20 protein-coding genes and 3 pseudogenes are annotated in these 23,446 nt (G+C 33.4%); 11 read left to right on the plus strand and 12 right to left on the minus strand.

What is annotated here, in order from left to right:
* Positions 1-29 precede the first annotated feature (29 nt).
* From GOQ16_RS17900 to GOQ16_RS09850, 7 genes and pseudogenes are all read right to left on the minus strand, one after another.
* Positions 30-290, minus strand: a pseudogene (locus GOQ16_RS17900) (ORF6N domain-containing protein).
* A complete protein-coding gene (locus tag GOQ16_RS09830; RefSeq protein WP_160069110.1) occupies positions 280-2,373 on the minus strand; it encodes a type IA DNA topoisomerase in 2,094 nt (697 codons plus the stop codon). Before GOQ16_RS09830 ends, GOQ16_RS17900 begins: the two are co-directional and overlap by 11 nt.
* Before the next feature lie 2 nt (positions 2,374-2,375).
* The gene (locus tag GOQ16_RS09835) at positions 2,376-3,599 is read right to left on the minus strand and encodes a DUF3945 domain-containing protein (protein WP_240141000.1); all 1,224 of its coding nucleotides are present in this window, start codon (positions 3,597-3,599) and stop codon (positions 2,376-2,378) included.
* Positions 3,559-3,822: a hypothetical protein gene (locus GOQ16_RS18415; protein WP_240141001.1), complete on the minus strand. Its 264-nt coding sequence runs from the start codon at positions 3,820-3,822 to the stop codon at positions 3,559-3,561. Before GOQ16_RS18415 ends, GOQ16_RS09835 begins: the two co-directional genes overlap by 41 nt.
* Positions 3,823-4,370: 548 nt before the next feature.
* A complete protein-coding gene (locus tag GOQ16_RS09840) occupies positions 4,371-5,009 on the minus strand; it encodes an SEC-C metal-binding domain-containing protein (protein ID WP_160069111.1) in 639 nt (212 codons plus the stop codon).
* A complete protein-coding gene (locus tag GOQ16_RS09845; RefSeq protein ID WP_160069112.1) occupies positions 5,002-5,943 on the minus strand; it encodes a CBASS cGAMP synthase in 942 nt (313 codons plus the stop codon). Before GOQ16_RS09845 ends, GOQ16_RS09840 begins: the two co-directional genes overlap by 8 nt.
* A gap of 1 nt (position 5,944) precedes the next feature.
* Positions 5,945-6,973, minus strand: a complete 1,029-nt coding sequence (locus GOQ16_RS09850; RefSeq protein ID WP_160069113.1) for a CBASS cGAMP-activated phospholipase — start codon at positions 6,971-6,973, stop codon at positions 5,945-5,947.
* Positions 6,974-7,095: 122 nt separating this feature from the next.
* On the opposite strand from GOQ16_RS09850, the gene GOQ16_RS09855 reads away from it, so the two are divergent.
* Genes GOQ16_RS09855 through GOQ16_RS09865 form a run of 3 tightly spaced genes read left to right on the plus strand, consistent with a single transcriptional unit; the run spans position 7,096 to position 8,858 of the window.
* On the plus strand, positions 7,096-7,758 hold the full coding sequence (locus GOQ16_RS09855; RefSeq protein ID WP_160069114.1) for an RNA polymerase sigma factor: 663 nt from the start codon (positions 7,096-7,098) through the stop codon (positions 7,756-7,758).
* The gene (locus GOQ16_RS09860; protein WP_160069115.1) at positions 7,742-8,092 is read left to right on the plus strand and encodes a hypothetical protein; all 351 of its coding nucleotides are present in this window, start codon (positions 7,742-7,744) and stop codon (positions 8,090-8,092) included. The genes GOQ16_RS09855 and GOQ16_RS09860 overlap by 17 nt, the downstream gene beginning before the upstream one ends.
* Complete coding sequence (locus GOQ16_RS09865; protein ID WP_160069116.1) at positions 8,055-8,858, plus strand: ImmA/IrrE family metallo-endopeptidase; 804 nt, start codon at positions 8,055-8,057, stop codon at positions 8,856-8,858. The genes GOQ16_RS09860 and GOQ16_RS09865 overlap by 38 nt, the downstream gene beginning before the upstream one ends.
* Positions 8,859-9,142: 284 nt before the next feature.
* Here GOQ16_RS09865 and GOQ16_RS09870 read toward each other — a convergent pair whose 3' ends face one another.
* Positions 9,143-9,670 carry a helix-turn-helix domain-containing protein gene (locus GOQ16_RS09870; RefSeq protein ID WP_160069117.1) on the minus strand — a complete coding sequence of 176 codons (528 nt, stop codon included), beginning with the start codon at positions 9,668-9,670 and terminating at the stop codon, positions 9,143-9,145.
* Positions 9,671-10,274: 604 nt separating this feature from the next.
* Between GOQ16_RS09870 and GOQ16_RS09875 the strand changes: the two genes are divergently transcribed.
* The 3 genes from GOQ16_RS09875 to GOQ16_RS09885 are packed head-to-tail and all read left to right on the plus strand — an operon-like array spanning position 10,275 to position 15,731.
* Positions 10,275-11,147: a TlpA family protein disulfide reductase gene (locus tag GOQ16_RS09875; protein WP_160069118.1), complete on the plus strand. Its 873-nt coding sequence runs from the start codon at positions 10,275-10,277 to the stop codon at positions 11,145-11,147.
* Positions 11,148-11,197: 50 nt separating this feature from the next.
* Positions 11,198-14,350, plus strand: coding sequence for a SusC/RagA family TonB-linked outer membrane protein (locus GOQ16_RS09880; RefSeq protein WP_160069119.1), 3,153 nt, complete (start codon positions 11,198-11,200; stop codon positions 14,348-14,350).
* Between the two features lie 10 nt (positions 14,351-14,360).
* Positions 14,361-15,731: a RagB/SusD family nutrient uptake outer membrane protein gene (locus GOQ16_RS09885; protein WP_160069120.1), complete on the plus strand. Its 1,371-nt coding sequence runs from the start codon at positions 14,361-14,363 to the stop codon at positions 15,729-15,731.
* 42 nt (positions 15,732-15,773) lie between these two features.
* Here GOQ16_RS09885 and GOQ16_RS09890 read toward each other — a convergent pair whose 3' ends face one another.
* From GOQ16_RS09890 to GOQ16_RS09900, 3 genes are all read right to left on the minus strand, one after another.
* Entirely contained in the window at positions 15,774-16,175 is a 402-nt protein-coding gene (locus GOQ16_RS09890) for a hypothetical protein (protein ID WP_160069121.1), read from the minus strand.
* A 234-nt stretch (positions 16,176-16,409) separates the two neighbouring features.
* Positions 16,410-17,030 carry a Crp/Fnr family transcriptional regulator gene (locus tag GOQ16_RS09895; RefSeq protein WP_160069122.1) on the minus strand — a complete coding sequence of 207 codons (621 nt, stop codon included), beginning with the start codon at positions 17,028-17,030 and terminating at the stop codon, positions 16,410-16,412.
* 141 nt (positions 17,031-17,171) lie between these two features.
* Complete coding sequence (locus tag GOQ16_RS09900; RefSeq protein ID WP_160069123.1) at positions 17,172-17,555, minus strand: hypothetical protein; 384 nt, start codon at positions 17,553-17,555, stop codon at positions 17,172-17,174.
* 195 nt (positions 17,556-17,750) lie between these two features.
* On the opposite strand from GOQ16_RS09900, the gene GOQ16_RS09905 reads away from it, so the two are divergent.
* The 5 genes and pseudogenes from GOQ16_RS09905 to GOQ16_RS09930 all read left to right on the plus strand — a co-directional run bounded on the left by GOQ16_RS09905 (position 17,751) and on the right by GOQ16_RS09930 (position 21,568).
* Positions 17,751-18,647 (plus strand): LytTR family transcriptional regulator DNA-binding domain-containing protein, encoded by an 897-nt coding sequence (locus GOQ16_RS09905; RefSeq protein WP_160069124.1) that lies wholly within the window; start codon positions 17,751-17,753, stop codon positions 18,645-18,647.
* 119 nt (positions 18,648-18,766) lie between these two features.
* Positions 18,767-19,042, plus strand: a complete 276-nt coding sequence (locus tag GOQ16_RS09910; RefSeq protein WP_160069125.1) for a hypothetical protein — start codon at positions 18,767-18,769, stop codon at positions 19,040-19,042.
* Positions 19,043-19,211: 169 nt separating this feature from the next.
* On the plus strand, positions 19,212-19,511 hold the full coding sequence (locus GOQ16_RS09915) for a helix-turn-helix domain-containing protein (protein ID WP_160069126.1): 300 nt from the start codon (positions 19,212-19,214) through the stop codon (positions 19,509-19,511).
* 71 nt (positions 19,512-19,582) lie between these two features.
* Positions 19,583-19,946, plus strand: a pseudogene (locus tag GOQ16_RS18420) (transposase); the annotation flags it as partial.
* A 302-nt stretch (positions 19,947-20,248) separates the two neighbouring features.
* Positions 20,249-21,568: pseudogene (locus GOQ16_RS09930) on the plus strand (IS5 family transposase).
* A gap of 332 nt (positions 21,569-21,900) precedes the next feature.
* Here the strand turns inward: GOQ16_RS09930 and GOQ16_RS09935 are convergent.
* Complete coding sequence (locus GOQ16_RS09935) at positions 21,901-23,262, minus strand: TolC family protein (protein WP_160069129.1); 1,362 nt, start codon at positions 23,260-23,262, stop codon at positions 21,901-21,903.
* Positions 23,263-23,446: the final 184 nt, after the last annotated feature.

Below are 23,446 nucleotides of genomic sequence, written 5' to 3' on the forward strand. Positions count from 1 at the left end.
GCAATTCCTTGTTCAGTAAATACAAATGGTTAATAACGTCTACCACCGTAATTCAAACTTGAGGTCACAATTTGTGACCTCAAGTTGATTATGTCAAATTCGTCCTGTGTCAATTGAAAGCGAAAAATATCAGGAAAACGATCTACATTTCGTTTTACGGCTTAATTGAAAACTTTGGTTTCCACTTGGTAAATTTTTGCAAGATCACTATCCAGCATCACTTGTTTCTCACGTATGGTATAAATCAAGCTTTTAATTTCTTTCGGAACAATTGTCGGCTTATTTTCCATTGCGTTTGTAGCTTTTGTTTTTATCAAATTCAAAGGATGTTTTGAAATCGGTATCTAACACGATGTAAGCATCAAATTTCTTTCTGGATTTGCTTTTCATTCCTTTAATCAATGATGTTTTACCTTTATTGATAAGGGTTTCAATGTCGGAAATACCGATTTGAACTCCGCAAACATTACGGAATTGTAACCAACCACAAACCTCTTCAGGACATTTGACTATTTTATCACGGATAATCAGTTGTTGGCTTTTGCATTTCGGACAAATAAGTTTAGGTAGATTTTTTTGAGTAATGGAACTTTGTAGCAGTTCATTTGTAATCACTGAAGCATACGTTTCCATTTCCTTTTGAAACGAATCGACATCAGCTTCGTTATTTTCGATTTTCTGCAAAGCCAATTCCCATTCGGCAGTCATTGCCACATCTGCAATTTTCTGGTCTTTAACCAACTCATACACTTGCAACCCCTTTTCAGTAGGGATGAGTGATTTCTTATCTCGTTGGATATAATTTCGAGTAAACAGTGTTTCAATAATAGAAGCTCTTGTTGCAGGTGTACCTATGCCAATATGTTGCAAAGCTTTCTGTTCTTCTACATTTTCGATTTCCTTACCTGCGGACTCCATTGCAGATAGTAATCCTGCTTCGGTATAAAGTACGGGAGGTTTTGTTTTCTTTTCCAACACGACAGCTTCCTTTATTTTCAGTTCATTGCCTTCTTTCAGTTCGGGTAGATCCTGTATAGGTTCCGTCTCATCATCCGAGAAATTACCTTTAATACCACGCCAACCTGCTTCAATTACTTTACAACCTTTCAACATAAAATCATAATGCGACACTTCCAATGATACGTCCGTTATTTCTTTGATACAAGCTTGTGCAATCGCTTCGAGCATTCGAAAGGCAATTAAATCATAAACCGCATTTTCCTTTGCGTTCAGTGCCGAAGGGATTTTATCTGTAATCAATAATCCATGATGGTCAGTAACACGTAGATCATTTACTATACGCTTACTGAAGTGTCTCCATTTCATTTTTGATACAGCTTGTTTACACGTTTCTCTGTCTTGCAACGCTCTAACAAGATTTGGAATATCCACCCACACGTCTTCCGGAATATACTTACTTCCCGTACGTGGGTACGTAATAAACTTCTTTTCGTATAAACTTTGAGCAATGTTTAGGGTTTCTTCAGCAGAAAGATTAAGCCTTTTATTGGCTTCCTTTTGCAATCCAGTAAGGTCGAACAGTAGCGGTGGTTGCTCTGCTATACTTTTAGTTGTTATCGATGTAATTGTAGCTGCACCAATACGCTGAACAGATTTGAGGATATCATTAGCGAGTTTCTGTTCTTCCCATTTGTTTTTTGATATGCTTTTGAATTCAATGTCTTCCTTTTGGTATACTAACTGAATTTGCCAATACTTTTTGATGGAAAAATTCTTGTTTTCGATATATCGTTTACAAATTAAAGCCAGTGTTGGCGTTTGAACTCTGCCTAAAGAATAAACACTATGACCAGCGGCGATGCTCAAAGCTTGTGTGGCGTTAATACCTACAAGCCAATCGGCACGGCTTCTTCCTTGTGCCGAATGATACAATCCGTCAAACTCTTTTCCATTTTTAAGGTTATCAAAACCCTGTTTAATGGCTTTTTCAGTTAGCGAACTGATCCAAAGACGTTCAAAGGGTTTGCTACACTTCAGGTATTCATAGATGTACCTAAATATCAATTCGCCTTCACGACCAGCGTCGGTAGCGACTATAATACTATCGCTTTTATCAAATAATTCCTTGATAATTTTGAGTTGCTTTAATGCTCCAGTATCCGTGGAATAACTTTTATCTTTTTTGACCTTACGAACAGTAAGTACGAAAGGATTTGGTAATATAGGTAACGATGCTTTATCAAAACCTGAAATTCCGTAATCTTCGGGCATTCCCAATCCTATTAAATGACCGAATGCCCAGGTAACAAAATAGCCGTTGCCCGTCAGGTAGCCATCCTTCTTGTCGGATGCACCTAACAGGCTTGCTATTTCCCTTGCTACGCTTGGTTTCTCTGCGATTATTGTCTTCATAATTAACTTACTTTTCTACCTTTTGATTTAGCAGGTGCTTTTTGTTCTTGCTGTTGCTTTTCATTCTTAGGTCTTTGTTGTCCCGATTTTAAAGGTTCTTTGATCTTCTTGGTGGCCTCGTTGGTTTTTCCCTGAGAATTAACAGCAGTTTGGGTTTTGTGGGCTTCGGTAGGTTTTATTCTTTCCTTGTAATGATTTGGAAACTCAAAACCTGTTTTTCCGGTGTCTTTGTTGAACGTGATGTAGCCGTTATACGTCTGTCCTTTTTTGTCGACAAGTCCTGCCATATAAATGGTTTGTCCTGCTTTGAAATCTTTGTATTGCTCGTCTGTCAGTTCCTTACCACGAAATGTTTTTGGTACTTCCTGTGATTGACTTTGAGTATTGTTTTGTTGAACATTTTGTTTGTTGTTGTTACTGCGATCAAACAAGAATTCGGTATAGCGCTTATCAGCATTGTACTGTACAGTTGCTGAAAACTCCGTTCCTTTTGCTGAAATCATACCATCTAATTGGAGTAGTTTGCCTTCCATTAAGGTCCGTTTTTGCTCTTCGTTCAGTTTAACACCTTTAATCTCATCTGGTATCTTAATAAAATCTGTCCGCAAAGCAATTACATCATTGGTCAACCTGTCAATACTGATAATCGAGGGCATTTGTTCTCCTGTTTTAGAATTGGTCAGATTAACTACTCGTCCCATATTGCCAGTTTCGAGTAAGTTTTTCTTGTCCTCATCTGTAAATTTATGTCCGAAAAATTCAAAGTGCAGATTTGGTTCTTTTTTAATACCGTGAATTGCCACGACTACATTTCCTTCTTCGTTTTGCTGTAAAGACAAGCGGGCATCTGTGCGAATGATAGAGCTCCCAAGATTAACGCCTATGGGTATCAATTCGTTGGTTTTATAACCTCTTAGTAAAGGATCTAGCAAGTTTCTTTTTTCAAGGAATTCCTTACTTAATCCAAGATTTTTCATGGTGTCCCAATCAATCTGCTCTGGTTTGTAACGGTATTCGTTTGCCGTTTCGGTTGTTTGTGTTGTTGCCATATCATTTTTATTTTCTTGTTTATTATTCTCTGATGTGTTGGTTTTTACTTCGTGTTCTTTCATCGTTTTTTCGCCTTCAGGAGTTGGGTTATCAACCTGTTTCTGCAATTCCTTTGCTTTGTCAAGGGCAATAGGTTCAGGAACTTTGAAAAAGGAAAAATTCGTTGGGTTCTTCAATTGGCTGAAGAAATTGGAGAAAAAATTGAAAAAAGAAATCACCGTGTCTGTCCACACGTAAAAATTGATTTTGGTTCTTTTTCGTAGGATCTACGATTTTCATACTTCCTTTTTGATCCATGCTCTTAACAGCTTGTATTTTCATTTTCTCTTTATCCAACACCAATAAAATATCCAAAAGCTGTTCTGGGGATTCTGTTTTTGCTTTGTTTAATTCTTCCATAACTATTAATGTTTAAATTAGAATTATGGAAAATAAGAGATATCTTTAAGAGTTATATTGTAGCTGTATTACTTGGCAGAAGATGGCTTTGGTTGGCTACTTGATTTAGGAAAGAGATAAACGGAAGGTGGTTCTGAGTTTTAGGAGATGAAATCCGTTCTGTTTTTGATTTATATAGTTCTCTGGGACAATAATATATTATAAACTATTCTTTTTTGTCATAAAATATAATGTATTTTTTTTAATGATGAATGCTGTAAAAGATATATTAGAAATCTTGTCTAAACATCCATTTTGGGAATATTTAATCCTAAGAACTTAGATATTGAGGATTACAAGAATTTTATTATCCCTAGAAAGTTAATTGATATAACTGTAGATACATCATATATCAGTCAATGTACTATTTAGTTCAGGGTAGAAATCTTGGTAAATTATATTTCATTTTTTTAATCAGATATTCTTTTTGAAAGGTTTTGATTTAATCGTTTCGATAGCCAGTTGAGTGGCGGGGTAATTATTGCTAAAAGTTGGATTAATTTCCCATCTTAAATAATAGATTTAATAATAGATTTTAAACGAGATTGTCCAATTGCTTTAAAATAGATAAAGGACTCACGATGACAGTGTCTGTATTTTTTTCCACTTGCGCAAAAACATTTGGAAGTACGGTGTGGAATTTCATTTTTATAGATGAATACCAAAATTTTTAATACTTTATCAGCGTTAGTTGTACCAAGCATAGTATATAAAGATTCTAAGACACCTTTTTTCCCATGAGATCGCTCATTTAAGTAATAACCTTCTAATTCCCTAAAAACTTGATTATGTAAATAGGGAACCAAGTGATTTTGAATAAAACCCAATAAGGTAATGCCTTTACTGCATTGGATGTATTCCTCCGCAGGAGTGCATATACAAAAGTGACCATCCGGATACACATGCCAATCTATATTGTGTGGAAGTCTTCCATTTGTTTCATTGACTACAGGAAAACTATTTGGATAATCTATGGTACATAAGATTTTTACAGAATACGAGTCATATGGTATACCGTTTTCATCCAGGAGGTCGATCTTTCCTTCTAAATATGGAAGAGAATCTTCCCGACTTAATAATTTAAGGTCGGGAAAATTACTTATAGTATGGGTTGCTTCTTCTGCAAATTTGAGATATGAATTATTCATGGCCATATGGGATAGATGTACTAGCACCTATTGCTGCAGCTGCTACATTTCTTACTAAGTTCTCTTCTTTATCTTCCCCCAAAGGAAATCGATTTCCTAGATGTTTGCGCCAAAGTTTACTTGCTGTTCTTTGGTTATTCGAACGAATTGCTTCATCTGCATCAGTAATGAAATTATTTAAGGCTTCTAAAAATTTATCCTTATTTACATAACCTTCGAGCAAGTTATCATTTGGTGTTGCAGGCACAATACAAGTAAATTTACTGGTTAATGCCTTTTTAATTTCTTTAAGAATGTCTCTGAGCGTAATATCATCACATTCATTTAATACAATTTTTTCCTTTGCATTCGTTGCTAAAATTGTTAAAGCTAATCCACTAGGCATTTTGAACGGACGATCATCGGCCCATCCTTTTAAATACTTAATATCTCTAATCAAACGGCCATCTTTATCTTTTTTTGATACAAACCAATCTACCAAAGCTTTTGGGTCACTATCTTCCCATCCATTTCCCTTTACAGCTATTCTATATTCTTGACCCTCAATTTTGTAATACACAGGATGGTCGACTTCATAATCATTTACAAAAATAGTGCGTACACATTTTTTTCTATTCTCTGCTGCTGTGTCCGTATATCCATCAACAGCTTGTCTAACCCAATCTTTGATTGTTGATGCCGTTACATCTGGTACTCGGAAGAAATAAATGCCATCATCCAAATCACAGATGTCTTGTTCAGTTCTTATTCCATTTTTCATTTTATATGAACCCTGAATGTAAAATTGTGGTACATAATCAGGATGGTTATCTTTAAACCATTTTCTGATTTGTTTGCGAAGACCTTCTTTTGAATTCTTCATTTTATTGTTCTTTACTGATCCTATGGATATATCACTATGATAATCCAAAAATAAACTATTACAGTTTGCCATATTATTGTTGTTTTATAAAGTTTAAAATTTCTGTTATTCGATTTTTCGCTAGTTCCTCGCCAATAGACTTCATTCGATCGATATGTTTCTTTTTTGAAGAATTAAGTTCAATGTTATCTCCCTTCATGTCATGCTGGATGCGTAAATGCGCAAAAGTATTACCCATTTTCCCTAAGGCCCTTTGGAGAAATAAGAGATATTGTTCTGTAATCTGTGCCTGTGTATCGAGTACCAGATCAACTAACTTAGGATTTGGAAACAACCAGTCAAATACATTTTTAGGTCGCCATGAGCGTTTAATAATTTGTTTTCCTTGCCCCGTTCCCAATGATAAAACTGATATATCACCAATAGGTATATCAAGTTTATCAGTTGCCTCAAAAACACCAATTAATGCCGGGTTATTAGCAAAAATACCCCCGTCGATCATATTGATGTTTGTACCTTCACCATGCTCATTTTTGAACGAAAAGGAGTGGGGTGGAAAATAAACAGGGGCAGAAGCACTAGACATGGCCACATGGTATGCAGGAACTTTATAATCTCGTCTGTATTCAAGATGATGTTTTGTTTTAAAAACATTTATTACACCATCATTGCCATTGAAGGCTGGGACGCAGACTTTGGTTTTTAAATCATTTATTAAAGGATCTTCACCACCGTTGGCCTCAGCAAACACTTCACGAAGTTTCTTAAGCAATTTTTTATTGCTATAAATGGCATTTAATAATGCCCGACTTTTTTGAGGAATGAATTTGAACACAAAGCGAGGAAAAATGAGCTCAGCATTTTCTTCATAAAATTTGGCCAAAAATTTTGCAGGTATACCCAGTGAAATACCAATTGCCAATATAGCTCCAGTAGAAGTACCACAGATTAAGTCGAAGTGCTCGTAAAGTTTCTTTTCAGGCTCTTCTTTTTGAAGTTCAGCCTCTAACTCCGCAAGGAGTTTGGCAGGGATAAGACCTCTTATCCCTCCACCATCAATTGATAGGATTTTAAATTTTTGTTTTTGTGTTGATTTCTCCATATTATAAAAATATTTTGTTATTTTTAACTAGCATTAACAAACTATTTTGTCTTAACTGCTGGTCATTATTAACTACGAAAAGCGTTACTAACGGTTTTGCGTATACCTAAATAGATATCCTTATGGATTGGAAGGAATTAGAAGATTCAAGTACAGCAGATTTAATAGAATATATTCAAGGTCGTAAACATTTTTATGAAGCAGCTGAATGTGCATTCAAGGTATTTTTTATAAGATTTGAAGCAGATTTAACCAAAAAATGCAGAGTTATTGCGATTAAATGGGGATACAGCAAGGAAGATGGTGATATTTTATCAGAACAGGCATTAGATAAATTTTGGAAAAAAGCACATCTATTTAATGCTCAACAATGTAAAAGCGTAAATCTTAATCAGTGCGTATTGTTTTATATTTATAGGATTGCACAACGGTTATTAGTGGATCGTCAAAGATTGGAAGGTGAGAAGGATCCTTATCTTGGAGAAGAAGAGCTGGTTTTAGAATTTCCAGATTTAGAAAAAATGGAAATACCAAAAGAAAAGCTAAAAGATTTAAAAGCTACAACAGAATTGATAGACAAAGCGTTGCAACGATTGAGTACAAAACACAAAATTATTTACTTAACCTATCGTAGTTACGAAAGAGATGGTAAAAAATTACCACGTCAGTTGCTTAAAAAACTTAGAGAAGAGCTTGACTTATCACAAACATCAATCAGAGTTTATAAAAAGGAAGCATTAGAAACCGTCGGTAAAATAATTGAAATTTATGGAACAAAAAAATAATCTCTTTGAAAATCCAGAGCATATTACCGAATGGTTATGCTCTACCGGCTATCTTTTTCCTCGTAATGAGATTGAGTTGAATCGCTTTGATAAACTTTTTTTCAATATTGAGATTAAAGATTCAACAGTTTCTTTAGATCGAATCATAAATAATGAGGTCCGAAAGTTTCCACTGTCGAATATTTTCAAACAAGAAAATGAGCAAGATGTGATGGATGCATTTAAAATGGTAGCAAGAAAAGGTCTTGAAGATTTACCTGATCATATCTTTAATAAAATGAAAAAAAACCAAGATAATGGAAATCAGTCTTCACCGGAAGAAACGGATAAATAACTTAGCAAATTATGTGTCAGAAGATTTTACTGAAGGTCATAGAGTTAATTTAATAAAAATTGCCAAATATGAAGAGCTTTCTTTATACTATGATCATTATGAAAATACTTTTGATGGTATGTTAGTTTATATTGACTCGATATTTCATATTCATATAAATATAGATAAAGGAAATACTATTAGCTCCAAAAGAGGGCGCTTTACACTTGCCCATGAATTGGGACATTACCTTATTGATGAGCATCGAATTGCCATGAAGTATGGCATGATTACTTCCCATCAATCTAAAAATGGGCTATTAAATAAAGACTTAATAGAATTGGAGGCAGATTATTTTGCTAGTTGCCTGTTAATGCCTGAAGCATTATTTAAGCAAGCCTGCGCTCGAAAGCAATTTTCTTTTACTCTAATTGAAACTCTTTCCAATTTATTTCAAGTGAGTATTATGGCATCTATTCTTAGATTTATTGAGATTGGTTCTAGAGAGTTTATGGTTATCATTTCAAAAGATCGTGTTATAAGATGGTTTTCAAAAAGTAGCGATTTTCAAAAGGTAGGTTTCAAATTTAAAGTTAATTCCACTCTCCCTCAAGAATCTAGATCAATTTCATTTGCAAATCATAGTTATGGGCATTATATTTCTGAAATTGAAGAAGTTGATTCCGATATATGGTTCATTAATGAATTTTACAACGATACTCTATTTGAGCAATATTATTATTCAGAGATTAACGGGTATTTGATTACATTGGTATGGTTTAAATAGTTCCCTAAGGTAAACAGGCTTAATAATGATAAAGCTGGACTTCAGTTTTAGATCAGCTACAATATTAGCATTTACCTTAATTGGATGATTTTGATTATATACTAAATTAGATAATACTCTCCAAACGAGGTTTGATGGCTAATGGTAAAATGTATAGTTTTACTTTAAGCTCTTATAATAAAGTCGGATCAGCGTCGTTGTGATAATAAATCCACGCCAGAGAATACCATTTGGCTGAAACCACCAAAACGTGGTACTAAATAATTTGTTAGACCTGGTGGAAGCTAGGTCTTTAATCTCTTCATATACAATTTTGTATTTTTTTTAGTAGGGTGTGGCCAATGTTCAATAAAATCAGACTTCTGTAGATCACTTGATAGATTAGTAAGCTTTAATTCAGGATAATATTTCCATATTATTTCTTTTATATATTTTAATTCTATACCTTGACTACTAGTAAACTCTTCATCTATTATCAAAATTTTATCTATAATGAAAGGAATAGAAGGAGCATCTGATAATATTTTAGTGTATTCAATATTTCTTAAGTGTTTTTTTTTAAGGATTACTCTTAAATCGTCTGGTACTGGCTGTATTTCAGTAGTAAACTTTCTAAAATCGGTAGAAAAAAATTCGCAAGCCTTTTGAATGGTTTTTGGGGTAAATTCATACTTATCATTCTCTGAGAAAATGTATTCTAACCATCTTTTGGATACATCTAACACATTAGCAAATACTTCTATTGTTAATCCACTATTTTTAAAGTAATTCTTAATGTTTGCGGTAGTTATTTTAGCATTATAAGCTTTCATAACTACAAAAGAATGTCTAAAATCAATTAATTTTCCGCAATTAATTTCTTTTTATTAATTAATATTTTTATATTTGGTTATTGATAGTCAGATATAAATTTGACCTCAGGTGTTTAAAATAAAGAGTCTTGCGGTTGCATTTCTGAAGCCGTAACGCAAGACAGTAGTTTAAATACCCATATCTATACTTAGGAAGCTTTTATTATATTTGCTGAATAGGGTAGATGTGGGCCTACTGTTAGTCCGTGTTACGTTAGGCTTCAGAAACTTTTTCGCAACCACGGCGTGTAGTCCCACATTTACCAAGATTACTTTCCCAAGACTCGTTAACCAATATAAACGAGTTATGAAAAAGCAACTTTACAAAAACATTATTTCTGCTCCCGAGTAGATTTGGGGAAGCTGATTGCTACCATTTCATGGTTGCAATTGCGAATTCGTGTTGTTGATATCATAGTAATACCAATGGGATTTCCAAAGGATAGACACGTTTAGTTCGTTTTTCGCATTTAATTTATGAATTTTTGAAAGCTTGATGTATATCGCAATATATGTGCGTATTATTTTAATTAAGCTCTCTTAACTATTTATTACCACCTAAAAAATGAAGAATTTTTACAAGGAGGGGAGAGTACTGTCTATTCCCAAGAATTTTAATCCGACTGTGTTTAATCTTACAAGTAATTTAAATTATTCTGAAAAGGATGATTTTGATAAGGAAGATGAAAAATATAGACTAGATGATGTTGAATCATATGCTGCTTATTTAGCTTCGCAGATTTTTGAGTATCAGGTCAAGCTGAAATATGCTGAAACAGAGAAGTATGATGTGAATATAGTAAGTTATATTGATATTTCTCTAAATTATGTATTAAAAAATATTAATTATATAATTACAAGGTTTAAATTAAATACAGTCACCTATTCTTTCCATATTTTAATTCTTATTCTTTTGAGTTCAGTTTGTATGGGACAAACAAACCCTCAAGAAAAGGATAATCCAAAATCAGTTACATCGTTACGTGTTGGTTCAAAAGTACCCAATGAATTTTGGACCAAAGAACATCTTTTTTATGTAAATGGAGATACAATTCGAAAAACCTTAGAAGAGCATAAAGGGAAAATGGTTGTTTTGGACTTTTGGTTTTCAGGGTGCTCAAGATGTTTACTACACCAAAAGGACATAAAATCCTTTGCAGAGGAATTCAAAAATGATCTTATAGTGATCATGGTAAATAGTAAAAAAACGAAAGATACTTATGAAAAGTTAAAGTTATTGGAGAGTAAAGGAATATTCAAAAGGCATGGCATCGAAATTCTCTCAACTATAATAGAGGATACTTATCTACACACTCTTTTCCAATCCCATATTTACCCACATTATGTATGGATTAATAACATAGGGTATTATCAATTAAGTACCTATAGAAATTTATTAGATCATAATTATAAAGCACCTTTTATTGATCGACCATGAAAACAACATTAGTAATTACCTGCATTATACTCCTATCTGTAACAAATGTTATGGGGCAAATTTTAATTAAAGGCATAATATCAAATAGTACGAAAACTCCGATAGCGCAGGTGAAAATTTCTTCTGGAACTAACGGTGAAAATACTTCCTATTCTAATGATAAAGGAGAATTTTCTTTATCAATAAACAATGAAGTAAGAAAAATATATTTAAGTCATCTATCCTATGAGAGAAAAATAGTGGATGTATTTCTTAATGATGACTTTTTATTTATTCAGCTGGATTCATTAAGTAATACCATTGAAGAAGTAGAAGTATTACATACCGGATATACAGTATTACCAAAGGAAAGAGCTACAGGAAGTTTTGAGCATTTAAACGTTGAGGATTTAAATAAAAGAGTGTCTTCTAGTATTTTAGATAAGCTAGAAGGTCAAGTATCGGGTCTACAGTTTGATAAAAGATCAGGAGATACAAAAATTAATATACGGGGTATAAATACAATGTCAGAAATTCTGATGGGGCCTCTTATAGTAGTAGATAATTTTCCTTATGAAGGAAATATAGAAGATATTAATCCCAATGATGTAGCTTCCGTTACTTTTTTAAAAGATGCAGCGGCGGCTTCTATCTGGGGAGCCCGTGCTGGTAATGGCGTTATAGTTATTAATCTTAAAAAGCCACAGCTTAGTTCACTTAATATTGGATTAACATCTAATTTATCCATAGCTGATAAGCCTCGAATTAATCATATCTCTCGAATGTCTTCAGGTGAATTTATTGATGTGGAACGGATGTTATTTGATAAAGGGTTCTACAATGCAAGCTATAATAACATCAATACTAGATTAACTCTATTCTCTCCCGTGGTAGATATGCTCTTTGATCATCGAAATGGTCATATTTCCAGTGATCAATTAGAATCAAATATTAGCCATTTCCGCGAGATAAACTTTTTGGATGATGTTCAAAAATATATCTATAAACAAGGGTATCTCCAACAATATAACCTATCTATGAGTAAAGGAAATGAAGGTTCTGCATTTAGATTATCACTTTCTTATAATGGTACGCATGGAGAAAAAATAGGGGATAAGGACCATACCATTTCAATTAATGCACAAAATGAATTAAAGTTATCATCCCATATTTCCTTATCAACCAGGTTAACATTGCAACATGTCAATGGACAACAAGATCTACTACCTTTAGATCATAATTTCTCACCTGGTGGTGGAAAGAGTATTATATATCCTTACGCAAGATTGAAAGATGAAAATGGTATTAATCAAGTCCTACCTTATCAATTAAATAGTAGGTATATAGAAGGGCTTCTTGAAAATACTGATTTATTAGATTGGCGGTTTATACCATTGAATGAATTGGGTGAGAATATAAATAATTCTAATAGAAGGCAAGTTGAATTTCAAACGGGGTTAAACTACAAAATAGCTAATTTCTTGCAGATTAATAGCTTGTATAATTATCAAACTTATACGGGTGACAGTCAATTTCTACGCACAGAAGAATCATTTTATACTAGAAATTTAATCAATAGATATACACAGTTTAACAATGGTATTCCAAAGTATATTATTCCTTTAGGGGGGATAAATCAATTGAGTAATTCTAAAATGCAAAGTCATAAGTTTCGTAGTAATATCCAATTTGATAAAAGTTCACAAGATAAACAGCACATATTTTTTGCTATTGCTGGAGGTGAAGTATCTTCAGTAATTACGAATCAATCTGGTTATACAGCTTATGGATATGATCCTTTATTAATGACGAATCAACAAGTGGATTTCCTAAATTTTTACCCTATTTATGATGGTTTAAGTGGTAACTCGCGTATACCTAATGTTGATGGAATAAATGAAACTACACGACGTCTGGTTTCTTTTTTTACAAATTGGTCCTATACGTATAAAAATCGATACACCACCACGTTTTCAGCTCGAAGAGACGCTTCTAATCTGTTTGGTGTGAATACCAATGATAAATGGAATCCACTCTGGTCTGCAGGTTTATTATGGGCAATGCATAAAGAATCTTTTATGGAAAAGGTTAATTGGATAAATGCTATAAATATTCGTAGTACGTATGGGCATAGCGGTAATTCCGGTGGAGTAGCAACAAGTCTACCGCTTATCAGTTATTCTTCTGGTTCAAGCACTAGTCTTACCACTTTTCCTAGAGCAATGGTAACTGCTTTACCTAATCCTTCGCTGAAATGGGAAGATGTGCGCATGATTAACTTGGGGCTATCTTTCGAAATTCTAAATCGAACAATTAACGGGTCAATAGAATATTTTAATAAAAAATCCACAGATTTATTATCAACTGAAAATATAGACCCAACAGTAGGCCTAAGTAGTATTAGACAAAACATAGGTGTTTTAGCGGGTAATGGATTTGATATCAAATTGGGGACAAGACATCGTTTAGGAGCGGTAAATCTATCATCAACTCTATTTCTTTCAGCAGTTAAAGATGTAGTTAAAAAGTATTATGGAAATATTTCCAACGCTGGAAGTTATATGACTAGCGCAGGTAAATTGTTAAGGCCTTTACCAGATAAACAATTATACCCAGTTTTAGCCTTAAATTTCGCAGGTCTAGATCCATTAACAGGAAGTCCTCAAGGAACTTTTCAGGGGCAGATATCGCAAGAATATCAAAAGATGATCAATGATTCATTGCATAATGCTGTTTATTACGGAACAGGAATACCTCCTTATCATGGATCTCTTAGGCAACAAATAGCATGGAAAAACATTAATTTATCATTCCTTATAAATTATAAGTTTGGACACTATTATCAAAAACAAACCATCAATTATACGAATCTATTTAATGGTTGGTATACCCATGGAGATTATGCATTGCGCTGGCAAAATCCTGGTGATGAATTAACTACTACAGTGCCATCCATGTTATATCCTGCCAATAATATAAGAGATCAATTTTATGCATTTTCAGAAGCGAATATTAGAAAAGGAGATTTAATTCGCCTTCAAGATGTATCGCTAAGCTATACCTACAAGTGGGATTATAAGGGTAAAAAGTATCCAGTTTCAATATTAGCAACATCAAATAATGTCGCTTTATTATGGAAGTCTACAGATGATAAGTTTGATCCCGATTATCTAAACATACCTCCATCACGTAGATATAGTATTGGTATTGATGTTAAATTCTAAAAATTTTACAATGAAAAATTTTAAATATTATTTTGGAATATTCTTTTGTAGCCTAACGAGCATTTTAGTGGGATGCGAAGATTTTCTAGATAAAAAATCCAATAGTAGCTTTGCTGTACCGGAAACAGTCAAAGACTTAAGAGCCTTACTTGACAATGAAGATCAGATTAACCGATATGCCCCAGCATTATTGGAGATGGGGAATGACGATATCTTTGTCAAACCAGACGTTTTGAGATCTCGGCCTGAAGGTGAACAACTTATTTACACTTGGCAGCAAAATGAAAATAGAAGTGAAATTGCAAGTTGGAGTAGTCCCTACAAAACTATAATGCTTTGTAATGTGGTCCTAGAATCATTGCAACGTGGAATTACTGGCGATGAGAAGTTAAAGAAAATATTACAAGGCGAAGCTTTATTTGTTCGATCTTATGCGTTTCTTTCTTTAGCACAAATTTATTGTAAACCTTATGATGCCATAGGGAGTAAAAATGATTTAGGTTTACCCCTTCGTCTGACCTCTGATTTCAATGTGTATATAAGAAGATCAACTTTAGAGGAAACATATAATCAAATAGTAGATGATTTAACAAAATCAGTTGATTTATTACCTGATCAGGTGGAAGTGACGACAAGGCCATCGAAAGCAGCGGCCTATGGAGCATTGTCAAGATTGTATTTATTAATGCAGAATTATTATGAGGCAAATGAAGCAGCTAAAAACGCGCTTTCATATAATAACGAATTATTAGATTATAACAACCTAAATGCAACAAGCGCTTTTCCTTTAGGTATTTTTAATAAGGAAGTAATATACTATAGTTTTACCTCGCAAGGATTGTTACTAACAGCTGCACGTGCACTCATTCCTTCATCATTATACAATTTGTATGATGATAATGATTTACGTAAACAGATTTATTTTGTTAAATCCACAGCTGGAGATATTACTTTTAAAGGGTATTATAGTGGTAGAAGTTCGTCTTATTTTGCCGGTATATGTACGGATGAACTTTATTTAATAAGAGCAGAGTGTGAAGCACGCTTAGGGAATATTCCAGAAGGAAGAAATTTACTTAATTACCTACTGGAAAGAAGATGGAAGAAAGACTTATTTACTACATATGCGATGACCAATTATTTAGAGTTAATAAATACCATCTTGATGGAGCGTAGAAAACAATTAGTAAGACGGGGATTAAGATGGTCTGATTTAAGAAGACTTAACACGGAAGATAATTTTAAAACTATACTAAGAAGAGAAATATATTTTCAAGGTGACACGACCATTTACGAACTTGAGCCTAATGCTATTCAATATACATACCCCATTCCATTACCTATTATGGAATGGGGTGGATATATTCAAAATCCAATATAATTAATTACTTAATAGGCGCCATTTACTTTGGCGCCTTTAGAATTACAATGAACGGAATGCTGTTACAGTAGAGTTTAACGTAGGTGACTGATTAGGATCAGTTATAGACTGGTGTGCCTCATTAATTTTATCTTGCACAGTCTGAGAGGGATTGTCGGCTGATGGTGCTAACATATCAGGTTTACCACTACTATTGGGTGCAAGTATTTCACAAATTTGCTCTGGTGTATCATCACAAGGAGTAGTTGGTGGATTTGAGGTGTAATTGTCAGGATTTGTCGGATCGTTATCAACAGCCCCATTAAAATACCATGTAACTGATACTATTTTTTGTTGGTCCTTCTTGTGTGTATCCTTCTGCATAGCTTTCACTGCAATGAATACACCGAATAATAGAGTGATAGCTGTTATCCCTGCTATTAGATTTGATTTTATGTTTTTCATATGTAAAATTTAGTGATTAATAATAATGTCCTTCTATTTTTTAATGCTCGAAGAACAGGTAAAGCATTTTATAAATTAGGGTCTACCAGTCCTTTAAATAAGGAGGGTGTGACCCTAATCTTAAATAGGGCGAATTTTTTTCTGTAGTTTTTGATGTTCATATTTAAAGAATTTTCTTAATTCAAAACTATGACAACATCTAAAACTGTTACGGCGTCGGCTATGACGCTAATTTTATATTTTATTTCCTTTCAGGAAGCCGTATTGGATGCGTTGTATTGTTCTTCTAGAAATGTTAAGTAAGGAAGATTGCTCTGATTGTGTTAAAAGTTGATGTAGCTCAGGTAGTAAGTTTATAAAGCGACAATATCTTTCTAGTGGCGTGGATTCGTGTAATATTACATTTAATGCTATTATCTGTTTTTTGATCTTATTAGAAAATATATTAATCAATGTTTCCAGTTCAGGAGAGTGCTGTATTCCTTGGTGTATATCTTTGTATTTTATGATGATATATGAGGAGTTTGGCTGAATGGAAATGATGTCACCTTCAGATAAAGTGTTACTATAAATATGAATTGTACTCATGAGAGCCATGCCGGGTAAGGCAATGTGGTCTATATGCAATTTGTAATTTTTGTCATAATGAATGCGGGCAAGTGCTCCTTTGCATACGAAATAAACGACTTTGCTACGTTCACCATAAAGATGTATAGCTGTGTTTTTCGAAATTTTTGATTTAATTTCAATATGGTTTTGAATCCATAAATAATGACTATTTTCAAGGATGCAATGTTTTTTCCAATAATTCATTAAAAAAACAAAGGCGGGATTATTTTTGCGAATTTTAATCATAGATTATTGGAGGGTTTATAACTTGTTAGGAATGCTCTTGAGGAGGGTTTAATAATAATGTGAATGTCTGAATATTTATAAACGTGCGGATTTTTTTATAATCTGCACGTTATCACACATCCATTAATTAATATTTAGTTATCAATAACTGATAGTAAAAGTTAAACTGCCATGAGCAATTACTTCACCAGCAGAATTAGTGCTTACATCGATAGGGTTATGGGAACTCCCTCTTTTAACGCCTAGAGTAGTGCCATCATTTTTTTTAGGTTTAACTAAATAGTAGGGGAGTTTGAACGCCATTGTTAAGGCAAGTTGATTGGATAATAAAAAAAGAAATTCATTATCCAAATTATTCATCCAAGTGATTTGTTCCACACTTAAGTAGAAATAATCAATCACCCATTGTTTGATGTTGGTTTGAACCTGCTGGATTACAGCTTGCAGCTCTGCATTACTTAGACTGTAGAAATAAGCATTTGAATTTTCTACACCTTCTGGAGTGAAATTAAATTTGTTCATCATATTGTAGAGTATTTTGTGAATTGTAAATTTCCTAAGTCTCCATTTATTAATCTAATTACCCAAGTGCTTATGTAAACCCAATTGACATCATTAATTACCCAACTGACATTTCGTGATGGATTTGATAATTTATTCCTTTAAAAAAATATATGTATATTCAAATTCCATTTGTTGTAAGCCGTTATAAACATGGATATGAAAAACATTCTTATCACACTTATAATCTTTTGTGTTTCTTTTGTTGGTGGTGTTTTAATGTATGCGATAGGTGAAAAAGAAAGCTTATGGGGTATATGGGACGATCCAGAATTATTTAAATATTTATCAGTCTCTACGTTAACTGTGGCACTTTATTTAATATATGTTCATCGATCCATAGTTTGGGTTAATAAGAAGGTAAAAGGCGATTTGTCTAGCACATCATTTTATATTAAGCGCTACGGCTATCAACTTCTCTATAGTGGTGTAGGTAGTATTATACTTTCTATATTTATATCTACAATTATCGTGTGGTTTTCTCAAGAAAAATTACTTCACCAAACAAATTATTTCAAGGTTGATTTTTACATCGTTCTGGTTAGCTCCTTACTAATCCAAATCATTTATATTGTTATACATTTTATGTTTTCATGGAAGGAATATCTATTTAATAATCAAATAGTATTATTATTAGACGATGAGAAATACATTACCTTTTTAAATGTGATTGATGAAAGTCGATTAATGCTTACTGCTGGGGATGTGGATAGATCTTTAAACTCGGAGTTAGACAAATTATCGATTTCCTTGGATGACATCGCTTATATATATAGTCATAATAAAGTTCGGTTTGTCGTGTGTAGAGATGAATGCATAATCCCTTATGTAGATTTGCTATTAGAGGAATGGATAAGCATATTGCCATCTGAAGATTTTAATGCTGTACGAAGAGATTTAATTGTATCTAAAGAAGCTGTTGTAGATGCTAAACATTTAAAAGGAAGTCGTTTGGAATTAGTACTAGATCCTCCTTACAAAGGAAAGACAACATTAAGCAGAGTAGCAACACGATATTATAAAAGTTGGAAATCTAATATTAGTCATAACAAATAATTTATTCACACATCCATTATTTGTAATAAATGAATAGGATTATTTTACCCTATTCCATTGGCTTATTCTTACGTCCATTTCTTTTTTTAAGATGTGGAGGGATTTTAATTTTCTATACTATGAAAAATTGGATGCGAAATGTTCTTAATCTCCTTAAGGATATATATTATATTTTATCTGAAATAAAAGAATTATATCAATTAGAAAAAATTGACCATAAGAAACTCATCAATAAGCATGATTTAATAGCCCTATTAAATATTAGTGATTCTACTTATAGAAGGTATGTTAAAAAGGGGAGACTACATCCTATGAAGCTTCATGGAATTGATATGTATTACAAAGAAGATATTCACAAAGAATTGCAAGAGAGTAGACGAAAAGGAAGATTATAATATTTTTTTGATATGATCAATTCATAAGGCGCGCAAATCCGTTCTTTATCGTTCATATCCGTTCAAAATTTATTGTTGCTATTTACAAATTTTATGTTTGTATGCATTACAAGTTTATAATTGTTTATAAACTATATCTAGTATCATTAATTGAATAAAGTTTGATAATATGAATATTGACAGATTGGAATTTATAGCATGGATGAATAGGATTATGGAACATTTTGATTTTTTAAAGGAAAACCTATCGGAGATTCAGAATAAAAGGATTAGTATTGATGGTGAAGAACTATTAGATAATCAAGATCTTTTGCAGCTGCTTAAAATTAGTCATCGCTCCCTACAACGTTATCGTTCAATAGGTAAATTACCTTACTATACCATAAGTGGTAAATTGTATTATAAACTTTCAGATGTCCATCAATTTATACGTGATAGCTTTAATTCCCCCGTACAACGTAGAAAATAGATTGTAAAATTTGTACTGAGAGGGTGTAAATTAAACTGTCGTACAAATTATTTATATATTAGACACAGTAGATGGACAAAGAGAAATTTGATTTTGAACGCTTCAAAGAGGAAGCGATGGAAAGGCTTTTACGAAGGCAAAAAAAATGGGTGGTACAAACGGTCTTTTTGCACCTATGTTGAAACACCTTCTGGAAAGTATGTTGGAAGGTGAGCTTGATCACCATCTTTTAGAGAGTAAAGCCTCTGGAGAGCCTAATCGTAAAAATGGTAAGGCAAAAAAACAGTAAGAAGTCTTCAATCGAGGCACTTTGAATTGGAGAGTGGACGAGACCGGAATGGCACCTTCGAACCAAAGATTGTCGCGAAGCGTCAACTTATCATCACCGAAGAACTGGAAGACAATGTTTTAGCGATGTATGCTCGAGGAATGAGTATGCCCATGCACGGTGATCCCACAAATGTATTGCACCTTTCTTATGTAAATGCTGAGAAATCTAACTAATCTTTATTCAGGTAAAGAACTATTTAGACGCTAATTCTAATAACGCTTTATATCAACATTAATATGGAAAATTCCTTATTTATGTTATCTAAAAGGAGTTTTTGAATTAATTAGTCGATTCTTAAAAAAAAGAATCTAAACGGCTATTAATTAGTGTTTTATGTTTTATTTGTGTTGTTTGTATATACAAGATTTTGTATCTTTAGTGTAGAACCCTTGCAAATAGGACCCTTATGTTACCAAAGAATACATCATCAGATCAGTCTAGTTTCTTCTTTTCCTTGCAGGATACATTAAGCAGAAAACACCCGCTCTATATTTTGGCAAACCGCGTTGACTGGCAACAGTTTGAAGATGCATTCAGTTCTTTGTATTGCGTGGATAATGGACGAACTGCAAAGCCAATTCGATTAATGGTAGGCTTGCTTATGCTGAAGCATATTCGTAATATTTCTGGCGAGAGTGTTGTGGAACAATGGTCAGAGAATTTGTATTATCAATATTTTTGTGGCTTATAGCAGTTTGTACCAATAGTCCCCTGTGAGGCTTCCGAATTAGTTCATTTTCGCAAGCGTATAGGGGAATCTGGGATTGAATTGATCTTCAAGGAGAGTATCCGTATCAATGGTGATGACAGTCATGACGATGATGTGAATGCAGATACAACAGTCCAGGAATAGAATATTACGTTTCCCACGGATTCCAAGTTGCATAAGAAGATCATTAAAAAGATTTTAAGAATTGTCGAAGTTGAACAATTACCATTACGCCAAAGTTATACGCAGACCTTAAAAAGGCTCAGTGTAGATCAGCGCTTTCGCAATCATCCACGTAATAAATCCAAAGCCAAAAAGGCGGATCGAAATGTAAAAACCATAGCAGGTCGATTAGTGCGGGAATTGGGACGCAATTAACCAGCTGATTCATTATACGCTAAAACTATTGAATTTTTCAAGTCGGTACTTGCTCAAAATCGCACCAGTAAAAATAAATTATACTCCTTACATGAACCCGATGTGCTTTGCTTCTCAAAAGGGAAAGAGCATAAGAAATATGAATTCGGAAACAAGGTTTCCATTGTGATGACCCAAAATACAGGGGTTATTGTTAGAGCAATGGGTTTTCGGAATGAGTTTAATGGACACACCTTAACGCCTGCCTTGGAGCAAGTTAATCGTTTGGTTGGCAAGGAACCTAAAACAGCAAGTGTTGACAGAGGGTACCGAAGAAATACACAAATCGGCTCTACCAAAGTCCAAATCTCCAAACCTTTCAACGATAAAAAACAAACAAAGTACCAACAGAAGAAACTCAAAACAGCACATCGCAAAAGAGCAGCAATAGAACCAGTAATAGGTTATTTGTAAAAAGATCACAGATTAGGAAGAAACTTTTACAAAGGAATTGTTGGTGACAATATCAATATTATGCTTGCTGCAGCTGCATTTAATTTTAAAAGGATGATGAATAAATGGAAAACATCCTTTTTTGTGCTTATTCAGAAATTGATCTTCCTATTCGAAGGCACGAAATTAATTGGAAGATCAACTTAATTGTGAGTTTTTAAGGGGCGACTAATTATTGCTTTTATAATCTTAACAAGATGAGTAAGTCTACCTAAACCTTTTTATGATATACAGTTTTGATAAAAAGTTCTCAGATTATGTCAATGCCAGAGCAGCGAAATACAATGATATAAATTTGAAGTAGCATTAGTTTAGCTTGCAGCCTTTCTAAAATAGAAAGGCTATAAAAAATGAAGGAAGACTAAGTTTTTCAAAAGTGGATGGTTAATTCTTTCGTATTAAGACAATTCATAACTGCCAAAATTTGGAAATGTAATGAGGAAATCAGTTGGCTACGAATACAGTTGAAAGAATTACTTTCAGAAGTTTAAACTTTCATTTGTGGGATTCCCCTCCAATATTTTTAATGTTTCTAGATTGTAAATTATAGTATACTTAGATTTAATGACATTTGCCTCGGCAAGGTTAAATTCCAGTAAAGCTTTGTTATATTCAATTGCGTTGGATACGCCGATATCATAGCGTTCCTTTACTGCGACAAGATTTTTTTGCTGCGCAGACATTTGTGTTAATTGTACCTCTTGTTCTTTGATGGATTTGTGGTACTCCTGTACGGCTAATACAAATATCTTTTGTCGTTCTGTTTCTACCTTTTTAAGTTCAGTCTGTTTGGATTCCAGATCAATTTTAAACCTACTTATATTATTTTTTGTTTTGAAAGCATTGAATATTGGGAGACTTAAAGAAAGACCAAAATTTAAGTTCCTATTTTGATTGATTTGATTCCAAAAGGGCATAAAATTGCCCGTTATAAAGTCTGTTCTTTCTGACGAGTAATTGGTGCCATATCCACCAAAAAAACTTAAGGAAGGATAATAAGCTGCTTTCGCATATTTTAAGTTTAGTTGATACTGTTGTATGTCTATTTTTGCATGAGCTATAATGGGATCGTTTAAGTTTTGTGTTAAGGCATTGTAATTTATACTTTCCGATCGATCGATATCATCTACTTCAAGGTCCTGCAAAGAAATGGAGTCTGAAAGTGAGACTCCAATTAGTTGTTTTATTTCTACTAAGCAAGCATGGTAAGATGCTAAATTATTGATAGCAAGTAATTCGTTGTTCGCGACAGTACTCTCCGCTTGTGCTATGTCTACGGTCGTATTGGTGCCAATGTCGAATTTCACCATTTCCTGTCTCAACTGCTCTTTTGCGAAGGATAATTGCTTTAGACTGACCTCATATAAAGATTTATGCGCTGTTGCTTCGATATACTTTGTAAGAACTTGAAGTTTGAGTGACTGCAATATTTGTGCTTTCTGGAGCTTGCCTGATTCTAAAGCTAAAAATGATTGTTTTAATCGATTTCGCAGGGTGAACCCTTGAAATATGGGGACATGTGTACTGATATTTGCATTGGCATTGTTCGACCATTTATTTCCAGTGACAAGCTGCCCTGAAATCTGGTCAAAGGCAAGGCCGAGGTTATAGGTGTGACCAGCACTAAAATTCAGCGTCGGTAGAAAAGAGTTTTTAGCATCTTTTACCTCCACTTGATTCAATAAGATATTCAAATTAGCTTGCTTTATAGCGTCATTCTGTTGCTCTAGCAAATCAAAACATTTTTCAATAGTAAGTTGAGTTTGTGCTATGTTATTACTGCTAAATAAAAAAAACAATACACTAATTAATAGTTTTCTGAGAGTTTTTGTTTTATCCATATAGTCTATTTATGATACTTTTACAGTTGATTGAATCTTTTCTAATTCCTTGATACTTAATTTGATTTCATAGAAAATATTGCCTGTTTGTTTTAGGAAGTAATGCTAAGTAGTATATTCCAGCAGTTAAAACACTAGATACAGCTATATGTTCATTCCTTCGTGATTTGAAAATAAACAACAA

This window comes from Sphingobacterium bovisgrunnientis (genome assembly GCF_009829085.1).
GTDB classification, from domain to species: domain Bacteria; phylum Bacteroidota; class Bacteroidia; order Sphingobacteriales; family Sphingobacteriaceae; genus Sphingobacterium; species Sphingobacterium bovisgrunnientis.

Bases quoted from the DNA above. Each gene is read 5' to 3' on its own strand.
- GOQ16_RS09910 (WP_160069125.1), top strand. From the start codon at position 18,767: ATGAAAAATTGGATGCGAAATGTTCTTAATCTCCTTAAGGATATATAT.
- GOQ16_RS09915 (WP_160069126.1), top strand. From the start codon at position 19,212: ATGAATATTGACAGATTGGAATTTATAGCATGGATGAATAGGATTATG.
- GOQ16_RS09900 (WP_160069123.1), bottom strand. From the start codon at position 17,555: ATGATGAACAAATTTAATTTCACTCCAGAAGGTGTAGAAAATTCAAAT.
- GOQ16_RS09905 (WP_160069124.1), top strand. From the start codon at position 17,751: ATGAAAAACATTCTTATCACACTTATAATCTTTTGTGTTTCTTTTGTT.
- GOQ16_RS09875 (WP_160069118.1), top strand. From the start codon at position 10,275: ATGAAGAATTTTTACAAGGAGGGGAGAGTACTGTCTATTCCCAAGAAT.
- GOQ16_RS09880 (WP_160069119.1), top strand. From the start codon at position 11,198: ATGGGGCAAATTTTAATTAAAGGCATAATATCAAATAGTACGAAAACT.
- GOQ16_RS09885 (WP_160069120.1), top strand. From the start codon at position 14,361: ATGAAAAATTTTAAATATTATTTTGGAATATTCTTTTGTAGCCTAACG.
- GOQ16_RS09870 (WP_160069117.1), bottom strand. From the start codon at position 9,670: ATGAAAGCTTATAATGCTAAAATAACTACCGCAAACATTAAGAATTAC.
- GOQ16_RS09865 (WP_160069116.1), top strand. From the start codon at position 8,055: ATGGAAATCAGTCTTCACCGGAAGAAACGGATAAATAACTTAGCAAAT.
- GOQ16_RS18415 (WP_240141001.1), bottom strand. From the start codon at position 3,822: ATGGAAGAATTAAACAAAGCAAAAACAGAATCCCCAGAACAGCTTTTG.
- GOQ16_RS09830 (WP_160069110.1), bottom strand. From the start codon at position 2,373: ATGAAGACAATAATCGCAGAGAAACCAAGCGTAGCAAGGGAAATAGCA.
- GOQ16_RS09890 (WP_160069121.1), bottom strand. From the start codon at position 16,175: ATGAAAAACATAAAATCAAATCTAATAGCAGGGATAACAGCTATCACT.
- GOQ16_RS09845 (WP_160069112.1), bottom strand. From the start codon at position 5,943: ATGGCAAACTGTAATAGTTTATTTTTGGATTATCATAGTGATATATCC.
- GOQ16_RS09855 (WP_160069114.1), top strand. From the start codon at position 7,096: ATGGATTGGAAGGAATTAGAAGATTCAAGTACAGCAGATTTAATAGAA.
- GOQ16_RS09935 (WP_160069129.1), bottom strand. From the start codon at position 23,262: ATGGATAAAACAAAAACTCTCAGAAAACTATTAATTAGTGTATTGTTT.
- GOQ16_RS09850 (WP_160069113.1), bottom strand. From the start codon at position 6,973: ATGGAGAAATCAACACAAAAACAAAAATTTAAAATCCTATCAATTGAT.
- GOQ16_RS09840 (WP_160069111.1), bottom strand. From the start codon at position 5,009: ATGAATAATTCATATCTCAAATTTGCAGAAGAAGCAACCCATACTATA.
- GOQ16_RS09860 (WP_160069115.1), top strand. From the start codon at position 7,742: ATGGAACAAAAAAATAATCTCTTTGAAAATCCAGAGCATATTACCGAA.
- GOQ16_RS09895 (WP_160069122.1), bottom strand. From the start codon at position 17,030: ATGATTAAAATTCGCAAAAATAATCCCGCCTTTGTTTTTTTAATGAAT.